The organism is Sphingomonas lacusdianchii, from assembly GCF_022664395.1.
GTDB classification, from domain to species: domain Bacteria; phylum Pseudomonadota; class Alphaproteobacteria; order Sphingomonadales; family Sphingomonadaceae; genus Sphingomonas; species Sphingomonas lacusdianchii.
Map to the genome: position 1 here is coordinate 168,052 of NZ_JAKRET010000007.1, position 22,680 is coordinate 190,731.

Here is a 22,680-nt window from a genome sequence, read left to right on the forward strand (position 1 = left end):
TGACGCTTCACACCTGCCCGCCATCGTCCATTCCCATGGCGGCCGAATCGACCGATGCGGCGGGACCGATCGGGGTTCTGCTCGACATCGCCGGCGCGTCGAGCCGCCTGCTGCTCGACCTGCCGACGCTACAGGCGCTGGCGAGCGACCCCGAAGACCCGGTCGGACAGGTCGGACAGGTGGGTTCGCTGGTGACGATGCAGGTCGGGCGGATGTGGATCATTGCCGCCATCCGGTCGATCCGGCTGGCCGATGACGGTATCAATCTGGTCGCGAATGTCGACCTGATGGGGGAAGCCTATCAGCCCGAACCGACGCAGGGACTGCGCGGGTTTCGACGCGGGGTGACGCGCTATCCGCTGCCGGGAAGTCCGGTCTATCCGGTGACGCGCGACGCGCTGCGGCAGATCTATGCCAAGCAGGATCGGCCGCACATCACCGTCGGCCGCGTTCATATGGCGCCGGACATGCATGCCGCCCTGTATGTCGACGCGCTGCTCGGCAAGCATTTCGCACTGGTCGGATCGACCGGCACCGGCAAGTCGACCTCGGCGGCGCTGATCCTGCACCGGATCTGTGAGGCCAGTCCGCACGGACATATCGTCGTGATCGACCCGCACGGCGAATATGGCGCGGCGTTCGTCGGTACCGGCGAACTGCTCGACGTGACGAACCTGCAGCTTCCCTATTGGCTGCTCAATTTCCAGGAACATTGCGATATCCTGCTGTCACCCGGCGGCGCCGCGCGCCAGGTGGAGGCGGATATTCTCGCCCGTTGCCTGCTCGCCGCCAAGGGCAAGAGTCGCATGGCGCAGGAGGTCGCGCGCCTGACCGTCGATACGCCGATCCCCTATCTGCTGACCGACCTGTCGAACATCGTTCAGGCGGAAATGGCACGGCTCGACCGTGCCAGCGACAATGCACCGTTCCTGCGGCTGAAGGCCCGGATCGAGGAACTGCGCGGCGACCCCCGCTACAGCTTCATGTTTTCGGGCATGCTGGTCGCCGACACGATGGCGGCGTTCGTCAAGCGCGTGTTCCGCCTGCCGGCGCAGGGCAAGCCGATCTCGATCATCGACGTGTCGGGCGTGCCGTCCGAGATAACCTCGGTCGTGGTCGCGGTGCTGAGCCGGCTCGTGTTCGATTTCGCGCTATGGTCGCGCGGCGAAGCGTCACGACCGGTCCTGCTCGTCTGCGAGGAAGCGCATCGGTACGTGCCGAACGAACGGTCGGGAACCAATTCGGCGGCGGCGAACATCCTCAGCCGGATCGCGAAGGAGGGGCGCAAATATGGCGTCTCGCTGGGTCTGATTACGCAGCGACCCTCGGACCTTGCCGAAGGGGTGTTGTCGCAATGCGGCACGATCCTGACCATGCGGCTCAACAACGAACGCGATCAGGCGTTCGTGCGTGCGGCGATGCCGGAAGATGCGCGCGGCTTTCTCGACGCGATCCCGGCGCTGCGCAACCGCGAATGCATCATCGTCGGCGAAGGCGTTACGACGCCGATCCGCGTCGCGTTCGATCCGCTGGAGGCCGAACGTTGCCCGGCATCGGGTTCGCCGTCGTTCACGTCGCTGTGGCAGGAATCGGGGGGCGAGGAGGCAATGGTCGAACGCACCATCCGCCGCTGGCGAACCGGACGTTGATCAGCGCGCGGTGACGCCCATCAGGCGATTGACCAGCGCCCGGAAGCGTCCGAGTTCCTCGCCCTGCAACCGCTGCACCGTGGCGAAGGCGACCGAGCGCGGGTTGACCGCCACGCCGTTCTTCCACAATTCGTAATGAAGATGCGGCCCGGTCGACAGGCCGGTCGACCCGACATAGCCGATCACCTGACCGCGGGCGACGCGGGTACCGGGCGCTACGACGATCCGGCTCATATGGCCATAGCCGGTGGCGAGGCCGCCGCCATGGTCGAGCTTTACGAAATTGCCATAGCCGCCATGCCGTCCGGCGATCGCGACACGGCCATCGGTGGTGGCGCGGATCGGGCTGCCATAGGCGGCGGCAAAGTCCATGCCCTTGTGCAGGCGTTTGAAGCCGAGCACCGGATGGACGCGCCAGCCAAAATTCGAGGAGATGCGCGCGGCGACTGGCCAGATCATCGACCCCTTGCGCTCGCCCACCCCCTTGGAATCGAGCCATTCGGTGCGGCTGCCATCCTGCCAGCGGACAAGGCGGACGTCGCGGCGTCCTTCGAGCCCGGCATAGAGGAGCTGGCCGAGCTGGACCTCGCCGGTGGCGGCGCGGGCCTGTTCGACGATCAGGTCGAAACGATCCTCCTGTCCGACCTGACCCATCGGCACGAGGCCGGAAACGGTGCGGATATAGGATTCGACCGCCTTGGCCGGCGCCCCGGCGGCGCGCGCGGCACGATACAAGCTGGCACCGACGCGCCCTTGAATACGCAGCGGCGTATGGTCGATGGCGATCGGCCGGGCATCAAGACGCAAGGTGCCGCCTTCACGGACGACTTCGAGCGCCAGATCAAATTTGGCGCGGAAGGCGAGTCGTTCGAGCGGGCGCGGCAGGCTCGGCGTCTCGCGTCGTCCGAGCGTGATGTCGAGCCGGGTGCCGGGCATCAGTTCGGCAGGATCGACACGGCTGGCGATCATCTTCGCAACGTGCTGCGCTTCGCTCGCGCCGACGCCGGTGCGCTGCAATGCGCCGGCCACGCCGCTGCCGAGCGTCGCGGTCGCTTCCACGATCGGCCGTTCGGGGGTGTTGGCCAGCGGGCGGACCCGCGACGTCGCGGCAAGGCGCATGCCGCTCGTGCCGCCGAGCGCGCTGGCGCCGAAGGAGAGGCTGCGGGCTTCGTCGAGTGCGCTGCCATCGAGTGCGGCGGGGACGGCGCTGTAGATCGGACGGTCGAAGCCGGGCGACAACATCCACACCGCACCGCACAGGGCGGTACAGCTGGCCAGTCCGCGCCACCAGTCGCGCGATCCGATGTCGGCGCCGAGATCGGGGGTCCAGTCGAACGAATCGATCCGGCCGCGCCATGCGGCTGCGGGGGCGGCGAGGACCGGCGCACGACCGAAGCGCAGCGCACTGGTGCCGCCGGCGAGTTCCAGTCCTTCATCGGTACGCAGGAACACCTGTAGCCCCCAGTTTCGGCCGCCCGACCCGGCCCGTTCCGATCCCCCTGTGAAGGCAAAGATTTAAAGTCAAATGAACCATTGACGATACGTGCCACGGCTGCGGCAGGGCGTGGTCGGCCAGCGCCGGGACGAAAGCGGATTGCGGAACCGTCGAAAGCCGTTGCGTCGTGCCGCGACAGCCCCGATGTTGCAGGGGATGAGCCAGTTCGCGCGTAGCCCGGTCACTGCTGTGCTGGGGCCGACCAATACCGGCAAGACCTATCTCGCGATCGAGCGGATGTGTGGTCATGCGTCGGGGATGATCGGATTTCCGCTGCGGCTGCTGGCGCGCGAGAATTACGACCGGGTCGTCGCGCTGAAGGGCGTCGAGAATGTCGCGCTGGTCACGGGCGAGGAACGCATCGTCCCGCCCAAGGCGCGCTGGTTCCTGTGTACCGCCGAATCGATGCCGCTGGAGCGCGAGACGGCGTTCGTCGCGCTCGACGAGGCGCAATTGGGCGCCGATCCCGAACGTGGCCATGTCTTCACCGACCGGCTGCTGCGCGCACGCGGACGGGAGGAGACGATGATCCTCGGGTCCGACTCGCTGCGGCCGATGGTCCGGGCACTGGTCAAGGATGCCGAGATCATCTCGCGCCCGCGTTTCTCTACGCTGAGCTATGCCGGCGCGCGGAAACTGTCGCGCCTGCCACGCCGGTCGGCGATCGTCGCCTTCTCTTCGGAAGAAGTCTATGCCGTGGCCGAGGCGATCCGCCGGATGCGCGGGGGCGCAGCGGTGGTGATGGGCGCGCTGTCGCCACGGACCCGCAATGCGCAGGTCGAGATGTTCCAGTCGGGCGAGGTCGATTACCTCGTGGCGACCGATGCGATCGGTATGGGGCTGAACCTCGATGTCGCGCATGTCGCCTTTGCCTCGCTGCGCAAGTTCGACGGGCGGCGGCAGCGGCGGCTGACCATCGCCGAAATGGCGCAGATCGCCGGCCGGGCGGGGCGCCACCATCGCGACGGGACGTTCGGCGCGCTGGTCGAGGAAGGGCCGAATGCCTTTACCCCCGAAGAAGTGATCGCGATCGAGGGGCATCACGTCCCCCCGCTCGAACGCCTGTACTGGCGGCGCGGCGAGCCCGATTTCTCCAGCATCGACGCACTGATCGACAGTCTGTCCGAACGGCCGACCGATCCGGTGCTGACCGCCGCGCCGGAGGCGATCGATCTGATCGTGCTGAAGCGGCTTGCAGAGGAAGATTGGGTCCGGTCGCGGACCCGCTCGCCGGTCATGGTCCGCCGGCTCTGGGCGGCGTGCGGCGTGCCCGATTTCCGCAAGCTTGGGTCCGACCCGCATAGCCGCTTCGTCGGGCGCATCTTCGGCCATCTGAGCGAGGGGGCGGGGCATATCCCGCACCAATGGTTCGCCGACGAATTGCAGCGGCTCGATCAGATGAATGGCGACGTCGAGACGATCGCCGGACGAATCGCGGCGGCGCGCAGCTGGGCCTATATCGCCCACCGCGCCGACTGGCTGCTCGACCCCGAACATTGGGCAGCCCGCACCCGGGGTGTCGAAGAGAAGCTGTCGGATGCGCTGCACGACCGGTTGCGCCAACGCTTCGTCGATCAGCGGACGACCTTGCTGCTTCGGCGGATCGGGGCGGGGGCGGCCGACCTGCCGGTCGATGTCGCCGTCGATGGTGCGGTCAGCGTCGATGGTCACCTTCTCGGCCGGCTGACCGGGTTCCGGTTCGAGGTGTCGCCCGACACAAGGGTCGCCGACAAACGCCTGTTGATCGCCGCCGCCGAAAAGGGGCTGGCCGCCGAATTGCGCAAGCGGGGTGCCGAACTGGCGGTCGCGGGCGACGCCGAACTGGCGCTGCTTGCCGAGCCCGGTACGGCGCCGGTGCTGACATGGAACGGGCTGGAGGTGGCGACGCTGACCGGCGGGACGACGCTCGACCGACCGGTCGTGACGCTCGACCGCAGCCTGCAGGTACTTGATCGCGCGGCGCAGGGGCAGGTGCGTGATCGGCTGGCGGCGTGGATACAGGGCGAACTGACGAAGCGCGCCCCGACGCTGGGCGCGCTTGCCGCGCTGGCACGCGATCCGGCGGCGGGCGGGGCGTTGCGCGCGGTGGCGGCGGCGCTGACCGAAGTCGGCGGCATCGCGCCCCGCGACGGGTTCGAGGCGATGTTGGTCCCCCTGACCGGTGACGACCGGCGACGCTTGCGCAAGGCGGGGGTGGCGATCGGGACGCTCGACCTGTTCGACGCACGTCTGTTCAAACCGGCGGCGGCGCGGTGGCGGGCGGCATTGCTGGCCGCTCGCGATGGCCACGCGATCGAACCGCTCGCCCCCAATGCGGCGACGGTGCTGCCGGCGGGGCAGGGGGCGTGGGGCTATCGCCGGTTCGGTCCGCAGGCGGTGCGCGTCGATCTGGTCGAACGGCTTGCGCGCGCCGCGCATGATGCGCGACAGGGCAATGCGCCGTTCGCGCCCGATCCGGCGCTGGCGACCTCGATCGGACTGAAGGCGGAGACGATCGCCCGGATGATGGCGCATCTCGGCTTTCGGCCGATCACCGGCGAAGGCGACGCGCCGCAATGGCGCTGGCATCCGCCGCGCCGGCGTGGTCCGCCGCCGGTCCAGCCACCCCGTCCGCGTCCCGGCAACGCCTTCGCTGCGCTGGCCGAAATTGAGTTTCGCCGTTGATGGCGACGCAGGCGGTCGAGCACGCCCCCCAGATGCGGCTCGACATGTTCCTGTGGTATGCCCGCTTCGCCAAGACCCGCAGCGCGGCACAGGCGATCGCGGTCAAGGGCCTGTTGCGGATCGACGGGCGTCGCATCGATCGCGCTCACTGCCCGGTCCGGGTCGGCATGGTCATCGCCTTTCCGCTCAACGGCCGGGTGCAGATCCTGCGCGTCGACGCGCTGCCGCATCGACGCGGACCACCCGCCGAAGCGGCGACACTCTACACCCGGCTGGAACCGACGGGTGCCGCCCCCGTTGACGGAGGCGAAGACCCGGCATAACGCGGGTTCGATTCGATTTTCCCGGAGCTTGTTCGACCCATGACCTACGTCGTCACCGACGCCTGCATCCGCTGCAAATATATGGACTGCGTCGAAGTGTGCCCGGTCGACTGCTTCTATGAGGGCGAGAACATGCTCGTCATCAATCCCAGCGAATGCATCGACTGCGGCGTCTGCGAACCCGAATGTCCGGCCGAAGCGATTCTGCCCGACACCGAAAGCGGGCTGGAACAGTGGCTGGAGTTGAACAATACCTATTCGGCGCAGTGGCCTAACGTCACCCGCAACGCCAACCAGACCCCGCCCGACGCCGACAAGTGGAAGGGCGTCGAGAACAAGATCGAGCATTTCTCGCCCGAACCCGGCGCGGGCGACTGATCGATCGGCCGGTTGAACCGGCTGTCCCAAATCGTTTCACGTGGAACCACGGCCGGTCCGCACATGCGGTTCCGGCCGCGCGGCTTTGCACTGGTAATTTTCTTACCAAGATGTTATAGACTGACGAGACGGAGGCAAAAATTCATGCCCCGCCCGGAGATCACCTTTAGCAACGTTCCCTGACCACTCCGCCATCCGCCGTTCGAACAGCGATTGGCGGAGGACGATGGCACCGGAACGACGACCACGGAAAGGTTACCAATGGCTGCCAAGGCATTGTCCTTCGATGTCGGCGATTATGTCGTTTACCCCAAGCACGGCGTCGGCCGTGTGATCGAACTCCAGCGTAGCGAAATCGCTGGCATGCAACTCGAACTCTATGTGCTGCGCTTTGAAAAGGAGCGGATGACCCTGCGCGTTCCGACCAACAAGGCGGAAAGCGTCGGCATGCGCAAGCTGTCGTCGGACAAGACGATGCGCGAGGCGATGGAAACGCTGAAGGGCAAGCCCAAGGTTAAGCGGACCATGTGGTCGCGCCGCGCGCAGGAATATGAAGCGAAGATCAATTCGGGCGACCTGGTGTCGATCGCCGAAGTGGTCCGCGACCTGTTCCGTGCCGACGACCAGCCTGAGCAGAGCTATTCCGAACGCCAGATCTTCGAAGCGGCGGCCAGCCGCCTCGCCCGTGAACTCGCGGCGATGGAACAGGTCGACGAGCCGAAGGCACTGGAGCGGATTATCGAGATCCTGCGCGATGCGGCGGCGATCTATAACAAGGAAAAGACTGCGGCCTGAACGGCCGATCGGTCCGATCGAACGGGGGCGGCCGGCAACGGCCGCCCTTTTTCGTTGGTCATGCTGGCACTTTGAGCCGCCTTGGTGTATCGTATCACCAATACACGGGAGGCGATGATGCGGTGGATGCTGGCAGCGACATTGGGATTGGCGGCCTGTAGCGCGGGCGATAGCGGCGAGCGCGCCGCCCCGCCCCGCAACGATGCTGCCCTCCGCGACTTCACCGGCGTGACCTTGGCGAGCAGCGACCGGGTCGAAATCGTTCAGGGACCAGCCTTCGCCGTACGGGTGGAGGGGACCCGGGCCGCACAGGATGTCTTGGAGATTCGTCGCGACGGCGACATGCTGAAGATCGGCCGAAAGAGCGGCACTTTCTGGAGCAAAGGCGATGACGGCGCACGCATCCGCGTCACCATGCCGACCATCGCTGCGGCGGCGCTGGCGGGATCGGGCGATATCAGCATCGACCGGACCGGTGAAAACTTTGCCGCGACCCTGAGCGGATCGGGCGACATGACGATCGGCCAGTTGCGCGGCGACCGCGCCGCCTTGACCGTGACCGGCACCGGTACGATCGCAGCGGCAGGCGCGGTGCGTCACCTGACGCTATCGGTCGCAGGCACCGGAGACATTGACGCGAAACAGGTCAAGGCCGGCGAAGCGACCGTCTCGATCGCAGGAACGGGCGATATCGGCGCCGATATCAACGGCCCGGCCGACGTGTCGCTGGTCGGCACCGGATCGGCGACGCTCGGCCCCGATGCGCGCTGTGTGGTGAACCGGGTGGGTATGGGGACCGTCGATTGCGGCTGACCGGCTTGCCCGCCCGGCGACAGTGCTGAATATTGGTGCCATGTTCGTCCCGTTGATAGCATCGCTGCTGGCGTTGCCGGTCATCCCGCCTGCCGAGACCCGCCTGATGCTGACCGGATATGATCGCGTCCGCGTCGACGGTCCTTTCACCGTCCGGGTCGTGGCAGAGCCGTCCGCGACCAACCGTATCGTCGGAGAGCCGGCAGCGATCGCGACGGTCGAGGTTCGGGTCGAGGGGCAGACGCTGGTCGTTGTGCCGGCACGCGACGATCGGGGGCGACCGATTGAATCTACCGGCGCCGCGCCGGTGATCGAGTTACGCAACGACCGACTTGCTGCCGTGGCGCTGCGTGGGGCGGGAAGGATCGAGGTCGAACGGACCACCGCACCCCGCGTCGATCTGACGCTGACCGGCGACGGCACGATCCGGATCGGATCGCTGGACAGCGGATCGGTCCAGGCGACGCTGATCGGTGCCGGATCGATGAGCCTCGCCGGCAAGGGCGGGCAGGGCCGGTTCACGATCAACGGCCCCGGTACGATCGATGCCGATGCCCTGACGATCGATGCGCTGCAGGTTCGCAGCGAAGGAAGCGGCGGCGGGCGCTATCGTGCGCGCTACACCGCCGACGTGACTGCAACCGGGGCCGGCGCCGTCACCGTCGCGGGATCGCCGCAATGCCGCACGCGCGGCACCGCGACGATCCGTTGCGGCTGAGTTACGCCGCTTCGCGCGCCAGCGTCGGATAGTCGGTATAGCCTTCCGGCCCGCGCGAATACCACGTCGCCATATTGTCGGCATTGAGCTTGGCCCCGGCCTGCAACCGCTGCGGCAGATCGGGATTGGCAAGGAACGGCCGGCCGAAGGCGATCGCGTCGGCAATGCCGGCATCGAGTTCGGCCTGCGCATTGTCGCCGCGATAATCCTGGTTCAGCACCAGCGGACCGGCAAAGACCTTGCGGATCTCGGGCGACACGCGCGGCTGGGTGGCGCTGCCGAAGGTACCATTGGGGCCAGGTTCGCGCAGTTCGAGAAAGGCAATGCCCTTGTCCGACAGCAGCTTCGCGGCGGGGACGAACACCGCTGCCGGATCGCTGTCGATGACCCCCTGCGTATCGCCATTGGGCGAGAAGCGCACCGACGTCCGCCCGGCACCGACTTCGGCGATCAACCGGTCGACGACTTCGTCGAGCAGGCGGATGCGGTTCTCGGGCGATCCGCCATAGGCATCGTCGCGGTGGTTGGCCCCGTCGCGCAGGAACTGGTCGATCAGATAGCCATTGGCGGCATGCAGCTGCACCCCATCGAACCCGGCGGCCTTGGCATTGCGCGCGGCGCGCGAATAATCGTCGAGCACCCGGGCGATATCGTCGAGCGTCGCGGCGCGCGCGGCCTCGTACGGCTTCTTCCCGTCATAGGTATGCGCCTGTCCCGGTGCGGTCGTCGCCGACGACGACAGCGGGGCGGCACCGCCCAGAAAGTCGGGATGCACCACCCGGCCCATATGCCATAGCTGGGTGACGATCCGGCCGCCGACGCGGTGAACGGCGTCGGTGACGGGCTTCCACGCCTCGACCTGCTCGTCGGTCCACAGCCCCGGCGCGAACGGCCAGCCCAGCCCTTCGCGGCTGATGCCGGTCCCTTCCGAAATCAGCAGCCCCGCCGAGGCGCGCTGCGCATAATAATCGGCCATGATCGCGGTCGGCACATGCTCACGCGTAGCCCGGCCACGGGTCAGCGGCGCCATCAGCACGCGGTTGGGCGCTTCGATATCGCCCAGCGTGATCGGATCGAACAGAGTCGGCATAGGGTAAACTCCACAAAACTTGGAAATCAGGCGACGCCGCAAAAATAGGGCAGTAGGGGGCGGCATGCAGCCGGTAACGCCTGAAACAAAAATTATGCCGCACCCAAGATCACCGCGTCGCGCAATTGCCGCCGTCATTGCCGCCAATGTCGCGCTGGCATTCGGGCCGTGGTTCGTGCGGCTTGCCGATACCGGGCCGGTGGCCGCCGCCTTCTGGCGGATCGCGCTGGCGTTGCCGGTGCTGCTGGTCGCCGCCTTATGGAATGATCGCCGTGCGTTGGAGCGGGCGGGATCGATATTGGTGCCGCTGCTGATCGGCGGCATCGCCTTCGCCGTCGATCTCGGCGCATGGCATATCGGCATCCTGCGCACCACTCTCGCCAACGCGACGCTGTTCGGCAATTGCGCGGTGCTGATCTTCCCGATCTACGGCTTCTTCGCGATGCGCCGCTGGCCGACGCGGGCGCAGGGCGGGGCGCTGCTGCTGGCGGCGGTCGGTGGGGTGCTGCTGCTCGGCCGTTCGGCCGAATTGTCGTCGCGCCATCTGGCCGGCGACCTGTTCTGCGTGCTCGCCGGCGTGCTGTACGCGGTCTATTTCATCGCGATGCGCCGTGTACGCCAGAGCATGGCACCGGTGCCCGCACTGGCGCTGTCGAGCATCGCGAGCGTGCTGCCGCTGCTGCTTCTGGCGATGGCGCTGGGCGAAACGATCCTGCCGACCAAATGGGGGCCGCTGCTGGCGCTGGCCCTGGTCAGCCAGATCGCCGGGCAGGGGCTGATGATCTATGCGCTCGGCCATCTCAGCCCGCTGGTCGTCGGCCTCGCGCTGCTGGTCCAGCCACTGGTCGGCGCGACGATCGGCTGGGCCGCCTATGGCGAGCGGCTGACGATGCTCGACGCGGTCGGTGCGGTGCTGGTTGCCGCCGCGCTGGCGATGGTCAGCGCGCGGCGGGCACCGACGCCCTAGAGCGGTTTTCGACCAGCTTGAACCACCGTCATCGCCCTATGGGCGACCGCTGACGCGGCGGGGTGATTTCGGCTCGGGGCAGCGTTGCTTCGTCGGTCACGATGCTTCGGCATCGCTCCCTCCTTGCGCCTCGCCCCGAACCGAAATCACCTCCGTGCCGGTGATCCAACCTGATCGGAAACCGCTCTGATCAGGACAAAGTCGCCGTATCGGTCAGCGCGCGGAAATCGCTTAGCGACCGGTCGAAGAAATGCGTCCGCGGCGCGTCGAAGGTCGCCATATACAGCTTGCCACCGATCAGCGTCGCGCGTGCCTCGCCCCGGCGGGGAAGATGATCGCTGTCGACATAGCTGTAGCTGAAGCGGATACCCGGCTGGCCGAGAAACGGGTCGGGTGCCGAACCGGTGACCTGGAAATCGCCGATCTGCCGTTCGGTGCGATAGGTGGTCTCGAGCAGTTCGGGGATTTCGACCAGCAGCGTCGATTGCTTCAGTTTCGGCAGCGGTTTCTGCTTGCGGCTAATTTCGCGGACCAGCGGCTCGTCGGCCGCGATGCCAGCATACCAGGTGACGTCGTTGAGTTGTTCGCCGTCCAGCGTCCACGTCTCCGCCTTCTTGCCCGGGCGGATCGACAACAGGTTCCAGTCGCGCGGCGGCGTCACCCGCAGCGTCGATCCGGCGATCACGACCTGCTTTCCCTTCTCGCGATAGCCATTGGCGGCGACCGGGGTCGCGATCATCGTGACGGCGGCGAACAGCAGCGCGCTACGGCGCAGGCGGCGGACGGACATGGTCATGGCTCCACGGGTTCGGCCGGGGCAAGCATGGCAATCATGCCCGCATCCGGCGCATCGGGTTTCAGGTGCAGATAGCGACGCAGCGCGGTGCGCCCCTCGCTCGGCCGGCCGGTCTTCATCAGCGACAGACCCAGGCCGCGATAGGCATCGGCCAGCGTGGCGTCGGCCGCGATCGCATTGGCATAGAATTCGGCGGCGTTGACCAGGTCGCGCGGATTGCCACGCGTCCGGTACAAATCGCCCCGTGCCAGCCACAGCCGCGGGGTCCAGCCCGGTTCGGCCAGCATCGCGATCAGATAGTCGCTGGCGCCGAAATCGTTGAGCTTGATCTGATCGTCGAGAAAGGTCGGCAGCCATGGCGCCAGCGCCTTCGCATAGCGATCCGCGCCATCGTCGCGGCCATCTCCCTGCGGATCGGCGAGCGCTTCCATCGTTGCGGCCCGTTCGGCGCTCGGCGGATGCGACGCCGAAAAGGCGAACAGGTCGTAGCGCGGCTTGGACAGCCCGCGCGCACGCGACGAGGCCTCGACCTCGGCCATGACGTTGTGCCACACGCTGGCGGCAGCTTGCGGTCGAAGGGTGCCGCCGTTCAGATAGCCGAGCCCTAGCAGATCGGCCTCGCGCTCCTGATCGCGGCCATAGTGATAGAGTTGGCCGTACACCGACCAGCGCATGGTGTTGTACCCGGCGCGCGCCTGATAACCCGGTGCCATCGACGCCAGCACCGCTGCCCAGCTCAGCAGGTCGGTGCCGGTCCGCTGCGCCTTGAACCGTTCCAGCGAATGGCGGCGTTCGAAATGGCCGAACTCATGGCCGAGGATCGCGCCCAGTTCCGCCTCGTTACGAACGCGGAGCAACAGGCCGCTATACACTCGCATCGTGCCGTTCGGAGACATGCTGGCGTTGAAGACCGGCACTCGCAGGACGTAGATGCGGGTCGCGGCGCAGCGGTCCTTGCCGACCGTCGCGCACAGCACTCCGCGCACATAACCGTTCAGCGCCTCGTCGCGGATCACCTCGGGGGCGTTGGCCAGCGCGCGTTCGTCCTCATCGGCCTCGCGCCACGCGCCGATCTCGTCAACGCCCTGCGGCTGGTAGATGCCGGCATAGGGGGGCGGGGGCGGCGCCTTGCCGATCGGGGCTGCCGCGATGGCGAGCAGCGCGACCAGCGCCGCGGCGCCGCGCGCGAACGCAATCATCGCGCCGCGGTCTTGACCGGTGTCGCTGCTGCGGCCGGTGCCGCCGTGCTGCCCGGAATTCCTTCGAGCAACTGGCTGATCCGCTTCTGCGCACCCTCCGGTGTCCGCACGTCGCCGCCCATCGCATTGTCGGCGTTCAGCCAGACCAGCTCGCCGGTCTTCAGGTCGACCAGCCCGGCATAGCCGGCATGTTCGCCGGACTTGACGTTGATGCCAGGCCCGAGCAGCGCCATGACCTGCAGGATCTTGCGCCCGGTCGATCCGTACGCGTCCTTGTTGTACAGGAACAGCGCATAGTCGGCGTCCTTGGCGCCGGGCAGCGCGGCGATGCCGCTGCCCAGCGTCCAGTCGAACACGCTCGACTTGTTGTCGCGCTTCTTGGTCGGCAGGCGGTTGCCGGGGAAGAACTGGTAGTTGATGACCGACTGCGACACCGCCGCGAACAGGCCGGCATATTCCGCAACCAGCTGCGCATCGGCGCCATAGCTTTCAGGGGCGGAAATCACCTTGTTGCCCAGCCGCTGCTGCTGTTCGGCAAGTGCGGCTTCGAGGTTCTTGCGCGCCTGTTCGGTCCAGTCGCCATTGGGTTCGAACATGCCGCCGGTCGACTGCGCACCGACCGATACGGTCGGGCGGAAGACGAGGATCGTCTTGCCGCTGCCGGCGGGCAGTTCGAACCCGGCCTTTGCCGCGGTGCGTTCCTGCGCACGCGCGTCCACGACCGCCAACGACAACACCGCCGCAACCGCGACGGCCAGCATTCGACCAACGTACATGAAGCCCCCCAGCTCGATATACGGTCGACGATATCGCCGCGACCGGCGCTCCGCAAGCCGGTGGCGGCGGGCAGACCGCTCCGTTTCGGTGCGGTCGGTCAGACGATACCGGCGCGCCCCAGATCGACCAGCGCTTCGCCGAAGCGGGCGATGTCGCCCGGTGCGAAGCCGGCGATATTGATCCGGCCCGATCCCGCCATGTAGATGCCGTGCGTCGCGCGCAGCCATTCGATCTGCGACGGCGACAGCGGCAGCGTGGCGAACATGCCCTTGCCCCGGCCAAGCGGCGCCAGATCGATCGATCCCGCCCGTCCGATCGCGGCCAGTTCGGCGCGCAGCCCCTGCAACCGGCTGCGCAACGCATCGAGTTCGCGGCGCCAGTCGGCGGCGAGCTGTTCGTCCTCCAGCACGATCCGCACCGCCGCCGCGCCATGATCGGGCGGCATCGACCAGTTGGCACGTGCCAGCGCCAGCAGGTTCGACAGGACGATATTGCGCGCTTCCGCATCGGGCACGGTCGCCCACAATGCGCCGGTGCGTTCGCGATACAGCCCGAAATTCTTGTCGCAGGAATAGGCGACCAGCGCGAACGGCACGGCGTCCAGCACCGCGCGCGTCCCCGCCGCGTCGGTCGTCATGTCGTCGCTTAGCCCCTGATAGGCGAGGTCGATGAACGGCACGAGCCGGCTGTCGGCGATGGCGGCGGCGATCGCCCGCCAATCGTCGGGCGTCGGATCGATGCCGGTCGGATTGTGGCAGCAACCGTGCAGCAGGATCGCGTCGCCTGCCTCCGCCTGTCCGATCGCGGCCTGCACGGCGGGCAGGTCGACCGACTGCGCATCCATGTCGAACATGGCGTGGGGAACGACGACGATCCCGGCGGCGGCAAATACCGGCGCATGATTGGCCCAGCTCGGCTGCCCGATCAGGATGCGGCGCACCCCCGCCTTGGCCAGCAGTTCCGCGCCCAGCCGCAGCGCACCGGTGCCGCCCGGCGTCTGCAATCCGCAGCGGCGATCGGCCGTCGGGGCGGGGCCGAACACCAGCGGTTCGAGCAGCGCGACAAAACCCTTGTCGCCCTCCGGCCCCAGATACGCCTTGCTGTCCTGCGTCGCGATCAGCCGCATTTCGGCCTGCTTCACCGCCTGCATCACCGGGGTATGGCCGTGATCGTCGCGAAACACGCCGACGCCCAGGTCGATCTTGTGGGCACGCGGATCGGCCCGGAACGCGCCGATCAGGCGCAACAGGGAATCGGCGGGCTGGGCGACGAGCGAACGAAACGGCATGAACATCCCCGAAATGGCGGTAACGCCGCGCCTATAGGCCGATCGATGCGGCGAAGGCAGGAAAAAGCGGCGTTACACCTTTCGGACGATTACCCTTCTTGCCCGGCCAGATAGCGTTCGAGATCGTCGCTGCCGCCGATGCGTTCGCCATCGATGAATATCTGCGGGGTCGTATCGACGCCCTGTTCGGCCTTGAACGCGTCGACCTCCTCGCGCGATCGCAGGATCCGGTCGTCGACGCTATAGCCGGCCGATTGCAGCAACTGCTTGGCATGGACGCCGAACGGACAGATGTGATCGGGCAGGACCATGCGATAGAGGGTGGCGTTCAACGTCTCGGCCATGGTGAAATCCTTCTGGAACAGACAGTCACCGGCACAGCGTCCGGACCGTCCCCCGGTTCCGCCGTTGCCGTTTCCGGCGCCACGCCCTAGCTAGGAGTGATGATGGAGGATGCGATGGCCCCGCTGGCACCTGCCGATTTGACGCTCGACGAACTGCGCGCCGCGCTCGCGCCGCTGGTCGCGGCCAATGCTGCGTTCGACGGCTGGAACGACAAGGCGGTCGCGGCGGCGGCGCAGACCTTCGGCGCCGATGGCGACGTCGCGCGCCTCGCCTATGCCGGTGGCGCCGTCGACATGATCGACGCATGGTTCGGCGAGATCGACCGGCGGATGATCGAGGCGCTGCCCGCCGACCGTCTGTCGGCGATGAAGATCCGCCAACGCATCACCGCGCTGGTCGAGGCGCGGCTGGCGGCGGTAGCGGGCGAGCGCGAGGCGCTGCGCCGGGCGATGGCGATCCTCGCCATGCCACAGAATGTCGCACGCGCCGCGAGGCTCGGCTGGCGGACGGTCGACCTGATGTGGCGGCTGGCCGGCGACAGCGCGACCGACTACAACCATTATACCAAGCGGGCGATGCTCGGTGCGGTCTATGCCGCGACCGTCACCGTCTTCCTCGACGATGAAAGCGGCGGCCATGCCGATACCCGCGCCTTCCTCGCGCGGCGGATCGACGGCATCATGCGCTTCGAGAAGTTCAAGGGGCGCATGCTGGCATCGCGCGATCCCGAACGGCGGCTGAGCTTGTCGCGGTTCGTCGGGCGATTGCGCTATCCCGCTGTGTGACGGCGAAAGAATCCGCTTTCCTTGGGCGGCGCTTATTGCTAATTAGTCGCAATGCTTGCTCCCAACCTCAATCTCGCCCAGTTGCCGCGCACCCAGCAGGCGACGGTCGCGTCGATCGAATGGGAGCGGATGTCGCCGACCGAGGCGCGACGCCTGCGCGAATTCGGTCTGGATGAGGGCGTCGATATCGAACTGCTCCACCGTGCGATGTTGGCCGGCGGACCGCTTGCCTGCCGGATCGGGCGGATGACCGTTGCGTTGCGTGCCCATGTCGCCGGCGCGATCCGCGTCGCACCGTTGGCAGGCTGACCGGACCCGACGTGAACCCCGCACCTCTGGTAGCACTTGTCGGCAATCCCAATGCCGGCAAGACCGCGCTGTTCAACGCGCTGACCGGTGCCCGGCAAAAGGTCGGCAACTATCCCGGCGTTACCGTCGAACGCCATTCGGGTCGCCTCGCGCTCGACGACGGGCGACCGGTCGAGTTGGTCGACCTGCCTGGTACCTACAGCCTCGATCCCTCCAGCCCCGATGAAGCGGTCACGCGCGACGTCGTGCTCGGGCGGCAGGCGGGCGAGCGGGTGCCCGATGCGATGATCGTCGTCGCCGATGCGACCAATCTCGACAATCACCTCCGCTTCGTCCTCCAGCTGAAGTCGCTCGGGCGGCCGATGGTGCTGGCGCTCAACATGATCGACATGGCGGCGCGCGACGGGTTGAAGATCGACCTGGCCGTGCTGTCCGCCGAACTCGACCTGCCGGTCGTGGCGACCGTGGCCGTGCGCAAGCGCGGGCTCGACGAATTGCGCGCAGCGCTGGCTGCCGCGCTGTCGGGGGGTGCGCGATCGGCACCGATCGACGAGGTCGACGCCGATATCCGCCATTTCCAGCGCGAGGCGCGCCGCATCGCCCGCACCGCGGTGGTCGAACAGCCCCGCTCGCGCGCGGTGACCCGCGGCGTCGACCGCATCGCGCTGCACCCGGTCGCCGGCCCGATCCTGCTGCTCGCCATCCTGTTCGTCATGTTCCAGGCGGTGTTCAGCTGGTCCGAAGCGCCGATCGGCTGGATCGAGGGCGCGCAGGGCTGGTTGGCCGACACCACAGTGGCGACGCTGCCCGACAATTTCCTGCGTGACCTGCTGGTCGAAGGGGTCATCAACGGCGTCGGATCGGTCGTTGTGTTCCTGCCGCAGATCCTGATCCTGTTCGTGTTCATCCTGCTGCTCGAGGCATCGGGATATATGGTCCGCGCCGCCTTCCTGATGGACCGATTGATGAGCGGGGTCGGCCTGTCGGGCCGCGCCTTCATCCCGCTGCTGTCGTCCTTCGCCTGCGCGATTCCCGGCATCATGGCGACGCGCTCGATCGACGATCCGAAGGAACGGCTGACCACGATCCTGATCGCGCCGCTGATGACCTGTTCGGCGCGGCTGCCGGTCTATGCGGTGATCATCGGCGCGTTCATCCCGGCGCGGCAGGTGCTGCCGGGCGTGGGGTTGCAGGGGCTGGTGCTGCTGGTGCTGTACCTGACCGGCATATTGGGCGCGGTCATCGCGGCCTTCGTCCTGCGCCGGACCGCGACCAAGGGCGTGGGCGGCGGTTTCCTGATGGAAATGCCGCGCTATCAGCTGCCCTCGATCCGCGACATCGCGATCGGGCTGTGGCAGCGTGCCTATGTCTTCCTGCGCCGCGCCGGCACGATCATCCTGCAGGTCACGGTCGCCTTGTGGCTGCTCACCTCCTACCCGGTCGCACCGGCGGGGGTGAAGCAGTCCGAATATTCGATCGCCGGGCGGATCGCGTCGGGGCTGGAGGTCGTGCTGCGGCCGATCGGCTTCAACCATGAAATGTCGCTGGCGGTGATCCCTGCGATGGCCGCGCGCGAAGTCGCGGTGTCGGCGCTCCAGACCGTCTACGCCATCGACGCGGCGGATGAAGAACAGGGTGCGCAGGAACTGGGCGGGCGGCTGGCCGGGCGCTGGAGCCTTGCCACCGCGCTCGCCTTCCTCGCGTGGTTCGTGTTCGCGCCGCAATGCCTGTCGACCATCGCGGTCGCGCGGCGCGAGACCAATGGCTGGAAATGGCCGCTGGTGATGATCGGCTATCTCTTCGCGCTGGCCTATATCGCGGCGGGCGCGACCTATTGGACGGCGGTCGCCTTCGGGTTGGGGTGATTGATGCAATCAAGCCCGTTCGTGCTGAGTAGGGGCTGAGCGCAGTCGAAGACCCGTATCGAAGCACTTGGCCGCAGACGGTCCTTCGATACGCCGTTTCGACAGGCTCAACGGCTACTCAGGACGAACGGCGTCGTTGATGATCGGGATTACTCTTCCCGCTTCACCCCATCCAGCAACGCCTTACGCCGCGCGGCATCGGCGTCGTCGCGTGCCTTCTCGACGGCGGTCCGTCCGAACTTTGCGCGGTTGGCGTCGGCTTCATGGGCACGTTCCGCCTTGGCGGGGGCCTTGCGGAAACGGTTGAGGTTGATGACGTCGCCCATCGCGGTTCCTTTCGACGTGAAATCTGCCGCGCGACCGCCGGATTGACCAGTCCGAAACGCATGTTGCCGCAAATGATGCCACGGCGTAGCGGGCGCAGCCGGGGAAGGGCGATAGGCGGATGGGAACAGGCAGGACGGCAGCACTGGCGCTCGCGCTTTTGGCGACCGCATGTGGTGGCGGCGGCACGGCGGAGGGCGGCACGGTGATCGCCCCGAATCCGACACCGACGCCCGCACCTTCGCCAACCCCGACGCCGACGCCGACGCCGACGCCGACGCCGACGCCCGGCCCGGCCGCGACCGGCTGGTGGCGGCCGACGGTGGCCACGACCTGGCAATGGCAGCTGAGCGGAACGATCGATACCCGCTACGCCGTCGACGCCTATGACATCGACCTGTTCGACACGCCGCCCGCGACGATCGCCGCGCTGCACGCCGCGGGACGCCGCGTGATCTGTTACTTCTCCGCCGGATCGTCCGAAAACTGGCGCAGCGACGATGGCGAGTTCACCGCTGCCGATCGCGGCGCGGCGCTCGACGGCTGGGCGGGGGAGCGCTGGCTGGCGGTCACTTCGACCAATGTCCGCAGGGTGATGGCGCTGCGGCTCGACCTGGCGAAGGCCAAGGGCTGTGACGCGGTCGAGCCGGACAATGTCGATGCCTATGCCAATCGCAACGGCCTCGACATCACCGCCGACCAGCAGCTCGACTATAACCGTTTCCTCGCCACCGAAGCGCATCGGCGCGGCCTGTCGATCGCCCTGAAGAACGATCTCGATCAGGTGGCGGTGCTCGCCCCGGCGTTCGACTTCGCCATCAACGAACAATGCCATGAATATGCCGAATGCGACCGGCTGGCCCCGTTCCTGACCGCCGGCAAGGCGGTGTTGGTGGCGGAGTATAAGGACGCCTATCGCACCAACAGCGGCGGGGCGCGCGACACGCTATGCGCATCGTCGCGGGCGCAGGGGTTGCGCACGCTGGTGCTGCCGGTCGAACTCGACAATCGGTTCCGGTTCAGCTGCGACGGTGACTGACGCTCTGGCAATGCGCGGCGCACTCGCATAACAGCGACGATCAGGTTTCGAACGAGGAATTTCAGCGATGGCTGGTAGCGTCAACAAGGTCATTCTGGTGGGCAATCTGGGCCGCGACCCCGAGTCGCGCTCGTTCCAGAATGGCGGCAAGGTGGTGAACCTGCGCATTGCCACGTCGGAATCGTGGAAGGACCGCAATTCCGGCGAGCGCAAGGAAAAGACCGAATGGCATTCGGTCGCGATCTTCAACGAAGGGCTGGCCAACGTCGCCGAACGCTTCCTGCGCAAGGGCTCGAAAGTCTATATCGAAGGCCAGCTCCAGACGCGGAAGTGGCAGGACCAGAACGGTCAGGACAAGTACAGCACCGAAATCGTGTTGCAGGGCTTCAACAGCGTGCTGACGATGCTCGACGGTCCCGGCGGTGGTCAGGGCGGCGGCGGTGCGCGCAGTGGCGGTGGCGACTTTGGCGGCGGTGACGATTTCGGCGGCGGCGCAGGCGGCGGCTATGGCGGTGGCCAGAGCGGCGGATCGCGTGGCGGTGGCAGCGGGGGCGGTTACAACTCGGGCGGTAACAAGGGCGGCAATTTCGGCGGCGGCTTCGGCGACGATCTCGACGACGACGTTCCGTTCTGATCGGGCAATGGCTCGGCTCCGTTCGTGCTGCGTAGCAGCCGAGCTTGTCGAAGATCCGTATCGAAGCATCCGTCGTTGAACGGTCCTTCGATACGCTGTTTCGGCAAGCTCAACCGCTACGGAGGACGAACGGCATCGATCAGCGGCGCAGGACGAAGGTCGTGACCGACCGGGGTTGCGCGACCATCATGCTCCCCGCGACCGGCGCGGCATTATGCGTCGCGTCAGTCACCACCGTTTCCGACAGGCGATAACCGGCAGTGGCCAGCGACAGGTCGCGGCGGACGACACCGGCGTTCACATGCACTACCACCAGTGTCGCGCCATCGGGCGACAGCGCGGCGATGCTGTCGATATCGTCGATCGGCACCAGCCGGTAACCGGGCCGGACATAGCGGCTGAAATTGGCCATCGCCCAATATTTGCGGGTGATGTGGATCGCCTGCGGACCCGGCGCGGATGCGGCCAGGTCCATCTTGATCAATCCCCAGTTCGATCCCGGCTTGCCGTTGCGCCCGCTCAGCGTCTCGACCGCCTGCCAGAACACCCAGGCCGCCGGTTCCAGCCGCCGGAAATCACCGACCAGATGCTCGGCGAAGGCGAGCGGCGTCGTCATGCTCTCGAAATTTTCGAGGTCCTTGTCGGCGCTCATGTCGTGCTCGCTCATCCACAACCGGATGTTGGCGGCACGCGCGATGTCGCGGACGGCGCTCTGGTGCGTGTTGCCATAGCTATGGACGTTCAACTGCCCGACCCGCGCCCGCGTCGCCGCGCTCCAGCCCGCCCAGTCGGCGACGAACAGCGTCGAATTGGTTTCGTCGGGGGCGGCGATCACCGTCTTCAGCCCACGTGCCTTCAGCGCCACGTCGGCGGCGTCGATCATTTGTCCCTGTCGCGCCGGGCTCCAATGCGCGCCTTCCTGCGTATTGGCGGCGAACCAGTAATCGGTATTCGGCTCGTTGACCGGCGATAGCGTGCGGAAGGTGATGCGGTGGCGGCGCTGCAATTCGTCGACCACGCGCGCCAGATAGGCCGCGAACTGTGGCTCGGCACCGGGGCGCAGATTGTCGTCGGTCCCCTTGGTCGCGCCCGATACCCGCCCGCTGACGGTCATGAACCAGGGCGGTGAGTTGGAGAATGCCTCGAAGATCGGCTGGCGGACGCGGCTGCGGATCGCATCCAGCCACCAGCGCTGACGGGCATCGGCCGACCAGCCCCACATCGCCGGATCGTCGGGACGCCACCAATCGGTACCCGTAGCGCCGGCCGGTCGCCGCCAGAACCCTGGCACGGCGGCACCGGTGCGCAGATAGGGCGGCGTATCGGCGGCATTGCCCCCGCCGATATTGTAGCGCGCGATCGTCCAGCCGAGCCCGTCCGGTCCATAGAACAGATCGGCCAGCCGCTCGCGCGTCGCATCGGGATAACCGCCGGTGACGTTCGCGAACCAGGCAAGCGCCGTGCCCCAGCCTTCGAAGGTCGTGCCGGGCCGGTCGGTTGCGACATGCAACCTGATCGCGACCGTTGCCGGTGCCGCCTTGGTCGGCGCCTGCGCCGCTGCCGGCACGGTCATGCCGGCCAGAAGCAGCGCCGCCGCCAGTTTTCGCATCGTCCGCTGCCGTACCGCCATCATCATTCCTCTATTGTCGGACAAGTATCACATGGTGGACGGCCGGTCCATTTACTGAAACGTCATCCGATCGATGACTGCGTATCCTCGCGCGCCTGTTGCAACAGCGCGACCGTCGCTTCGCGCGCGCCCGCCGCATCCCCGCCGGCGATCGCCCCGAACAGCTGCCGATGCTGCGGGATCGAATCGCGCGGCTGCCGGCTCTTGCGGTGCTTGAACATCGTCGTCCACCGCACTGCCGCCCCAATACTCCCCGCCAGACTGACCAGCAGTTCGTTCGCGGTCGCCTCGAGGATGATGTGGTGGAAACGTTGATCGGCGGCCTGTCCGGTCGCGCTGGCAAGGCCATGGCGCGCCATTTCCTCCAGCGCATGGCCCATTTGTGACAATTGCTCGCCGGTACGCAGTTGCGCCGCCAGTTCTGCAGCGGCGGGTTCGACGATCATCCGCAATTGGAAGAGATTGTCGACGAAACCGGCGGGCGGCTCCCCTTCGAACATCCATGCCAGCACGTCGGGATCGAGCAGGTTCCACCGCGCGCGGTCGCATATGCGGGTGCCGGTCTTCGGCTTGCTGACGATCAGTCCCTTGCCCGACAACATCCGCAGCGCTTCGCGCACCACACCGCGCGAAATGCCGCGCTGTTCGGCTAGATCATATTCGCCGGGCAGGATCGACCCAGGCGGATAGCGCCCGGTGACGATGGCGATGCCGATATCGCGTGCCGTCTGCGCGTGCGCCGATGCCGTGTTCCGGTCGTTCGTCAATGCTGTGCCTCGCTCATGCACCGCTACCCT

General features: G+C 67.1%; 23 protein-coding genes. 13 read left to right on the forward strand and 10 right to left on the reverse strand.

All coding sequences use genetic code 11. The annotated features are described in order from the left end of the window. Positions 1–35: 35 nt before the first annotated feature. A complete protein-coding gene (locus tag MF607_RS11570) occupies positions 36–1,649 on the forward strand; it encodes an ATP-binding protein (protein WP_242118831.1) in 1,614 nt (537 codons plus the stop codon). On the opposite strand, the gene MF607_RS11575 is transcribed toward MF607_RS11570, so the two are convergent. Next, positions 1,650–3,101, reverse strand: a complete 1,452-nt coding sequence (locus MF607_RS11575) for a M23 family metallopeptidase (protein ID WP_242118833.1) — start codon at positions 3,099–3,101, stop codon at positions 1,650–1,652. A gap of 199 nt (positions 3,102–3,300) precedes the next feature. Between MF607_RS11575 and MF607_RS11580 the strand changes: the two genes are divergently transcribed. The 6 genes from MF607_RS11580 (at position 3,301) to MF607_RS11605 (ending at position 8,835) form a co-directional block, all read left to right on the forward strand. Continuing rightward, on the forward strand, positions 3,301–5,808 hold the full coding sequence (locus MF607_RS11580; RefSeq protein ID WP_242118835.1) for a helicase-related protein: 2,508 nt from the start codon (positions 3,301–3,303) through the stop codon (positions 5,806–5,808). After that, the gene (locus tag MF607_RS11585) at positions 5,808–6,131 is read left to right on the forward strand and encodes an RNA-binding S4 domain-containing protein (protein WP_242118837.1); all 324 of its coding nucleotides are present in this window, start codon (positions 5,808–5,810) and stop codon (positions 6,129–6,131) included. Before MF607_RS11580 ends, MF607_RS11585 begins: the two co-directional genes overlap by 1 nt. A gap of 39 nt (positions 6,132–6,170) precedes the next feature. Further along, a complete protein-coding gene (gene fdxA / locus MF607_RS11590; RefSeq protein ID WP_242118839.1) occupies positions 6,171–6,509 on the forward strand; it encodes a ferredoxin FdxA in 339 nt (112 codons plus the stop codon). Between the two features lie 261 nt (positions 6,510–6,770). After that, positions 6,771–7,304 carry a CarD family transcriptional regulator gene (locus tag MF607_RS11595; protein ID WP_055757298.1) on the forward strand — a complete coding sequence of 178 codons (534 nt, stop codon included), beginning with the start codon at positions 6,771–6,773 and terminating at the stop codon, positions 7,302–7,304. Positions 7,305–7,418: 114 nt separating this feature from the next. Continuing rightward, positions 7,419–8,117: a head GIN domain-containing protein gene (locus tag MF607_RS11600; RefSeq protein WP_242118842.1), complete on the forward strand. Its 699-nt coding sequence runs from the start codon at positions 7,419–7,421 to the stop codon at positions 8,115–8,117. Between the two features lie 40 nt (positions 8,118–8,157). Continuing rightward, positions 8,158–8,835: a GIN domain-containing protein gene (locus MF607_RS11605; protein WP_242118844.1), complete on the forward strand. Its 678-nt coding sequence runs from the start codon at positions 8,158–8,160 to the stop codon at positions 8,833–8,835. A gap of 1 nt (position 8,836) precedes the next feature. On the opposite strand, the gene MF607_RS11610 is transcribed toward MF607_RS11605, so the two are convergent. Further along, positions 8,837–9,925: an alkene reductase gene (locus MF607_RS11610; RefSeq protein WP_242118846.1), complete on the reverse strand. Its 1,089-nt coding sequence runs from the start codon at positions 9,923–9,925 to the stop codon at positions 8,837–8,839. 94 nt (positions 9,926–10,019) lie between these two features. Between MF607_RS11610 and MF607_RS11615 the strand changes: the two genes are divergently transcribed. Then, on the forward strand, positions 10,020–10,892 hold the full coding sequence (locus tag MF607_RS11615) for a DMT family transporter (protein ID WP_242118847.1): 873 nt from the start codon (positions 10,020–10,022) through the stop codon (positions 10,890–10,892). 190 nt (positions 10,893–11,082) lie between these two features. Here MF607_RS11615 and MF607_RS11620 read toward each other — a convergent pair whose 3' ends face one another. The 5 genes from MF607_RS11620 to MF607_RS11640 form a co-directional block, all read right to left on the reverse strand. After that, positions 11,083–11,688 (reverse strand): hypothetical protein, encoded by a 606-nt coding sequence (locus tag MF607_RS11620; protein WP_242118849.1) that lies wholly within the window; start codon positions 11,686–11,688, stop codon positions 11,083–11,085. Continuing rightward, positions 11,685–12,887 carry a M48 family metallopeptidase gene (locus MF607_RS11625; RefSeq protein WP_242118852.1) on the reverse strand — a complete coding sequence of 401 codons (1,203 nt, stop codon included), beginning with the start codon at positions 12,885–12,887 and terminating at the stop codon, positions 11,685–11,687. Before MF607_RS11625 ends, MF607_RS11620 begins: the two co-directional genes overlap by 4 nt. Continuing rightward, the gene (locus tag MF607_RS11630) at positions 12,884–13,648 is read right to left on the reverse strand and encodes a hypothetical protein (RefSeq protein WP_242118853.1); all 765 of its coding nucleotides are present in this window, start codon (positions 13,646–13,648) and stop codon (positions 12,884–12,886) included. Before MF607_RS11630 ends, MF607_RS11625 begins: the two co-directional genes overlap by 4 nt. A 113-nt stretch (positions 13,649–13,761) precedes the next feature. Continuing rightward, complete coding sequence (locus tag MF607_RS11635; protein WP_242118856.1) at positions 13,762–14,952, reverse strand: aromatic amino acid transaminase; 1,191 nt, start codon at positions 14,950–14,952, stop codon at positions 13,762–13,764. Positions 14,953–15,041: 89 nt separating this feature from the next. Continuing rightward, entirely contained in the window at positions 15,042–15,296 is a 255-nt protein-coding gene (locus MF607_RS11640; RefSeq protein ID WP_242118858.1) for a glutaredoxin domain-containing protein, read from the reverse strand. 102 nt (positions 15,297–15,398) lie between these two features. On the opposite strand from MF607_RS11640, the gene MF607_RS11645 reads away from it, so the two are divergent. Genes MF607_RS11645 through feoB form a run of 3 tightly spaced genes read left to right on the forward strand, consistent with a single transcriptional unit; the run spans position 15,399 to position 18,256 of the window. Continuing rightward, on the forward strand, positions 15,399–16,082 hold the full coding sequence (locus MF607_RS11645) for a COQ9 family protein (protein ID WP_242118968.1): 684 nt from the start codon (positions 15,399–15,401) through the stop codon (positions 16,080–16,082). A gap of 51 nt (positions 16,083–16,133) precedes the next feature. Then, positions 16,134–16,391 (forward strand): FeoA family protein, encoded by a 258-nt coding sequence (locus tag MF607_RS11650; RefSeq protein WP_055998842.1) that lies wholly within the window; start codon positions 16,134–16,136, stop codon positions 16,389–16,391. 11 nt (positions 16,392–16,402) lie between these two features. Beyond that, complete coding sequence (gene feoB / locus MF607_RS11655; protein WP_242118861.1) at positions 16,403–18,256, forward strand: ferrous iron transporter B; 1,854 nt, start codon at positions 16,403–16,405, stop codon at positions 18,254–18,256. 149 nt (positions 18,257–18,405) lie between these two features. Here feoB and MF607_RS11660 read toward each other — a convergent pair whose 3' ends face one another. Next, positions 18,406–18,582, reverse strand: a complete 177-nt coding sequence (locus tag MF607_RS11660; RefSeq protein ID WP_242118862.1) for a DUF4169 family protein — start codon at positions 18,580–18,582, stop codon at positions 18,406–18,408. A 119-nt stretch (positions 18,583–18,701) separates the two neighbouring features. On the opposite strand from MF607_RS11660, the gene MF607_RS11665 reads away from it, so the two are divergent. Continuing rightward, on the forward strand, positions 18,702–19,619 hold the full coding sequence (locus MF607_RS11665) for an endo alpha-1,4 polygalactosaminidase (protein WP_242118864.1): 918 nt from the start codon (positions 18,702–18,704) through the stop codon (positions 19,617–19,619). 67 nt (positions 19,620–19,686) lie between these two features. Then, the gene (ssb, locus tag MF607_RS11670; protein ID WP_242118866.1) at positions 19,687–20,253 is read left to right on the forward strand and encodes a single-stranded DNA-binding protein; all 567 of its coding nucleotides are present in this window, start codon (positions 19,687–19,689) and stop codon (positions 20,251–20,253) included. Between the two features lie 139 nt (positions 20,254–20,392). On the opposite strand, the gene MF607_RS11675 is transcribed toward ssb, so the two are convergent. Then, on the reverse strand, positions 20,393–21,889 hold the full coding sequence (locus MF607_RS11675) for a glycoside hydrolase (RefSeq protein ID WP_242118868.1): 1,497 nt from the start codon (positions 21,887–21,889) through the stop codon (positions 20,393–20,395). A 56-nt stretch (positions 21,890–21,945) separates the two neighbouring features. Further along, positions 21,946–22,650, reverse strand: a complete 705-nt coding sequence (locus MF607_RS11680; RefSeq protein ID WP_242118871.1) for a FadR/GntR family transcriptional regulator — start codon at positions 22,648–22,650, stop codon at positions 21,946–21,948. Positions 22,651–22,680 lie beyond the last annotated feature (30 nt).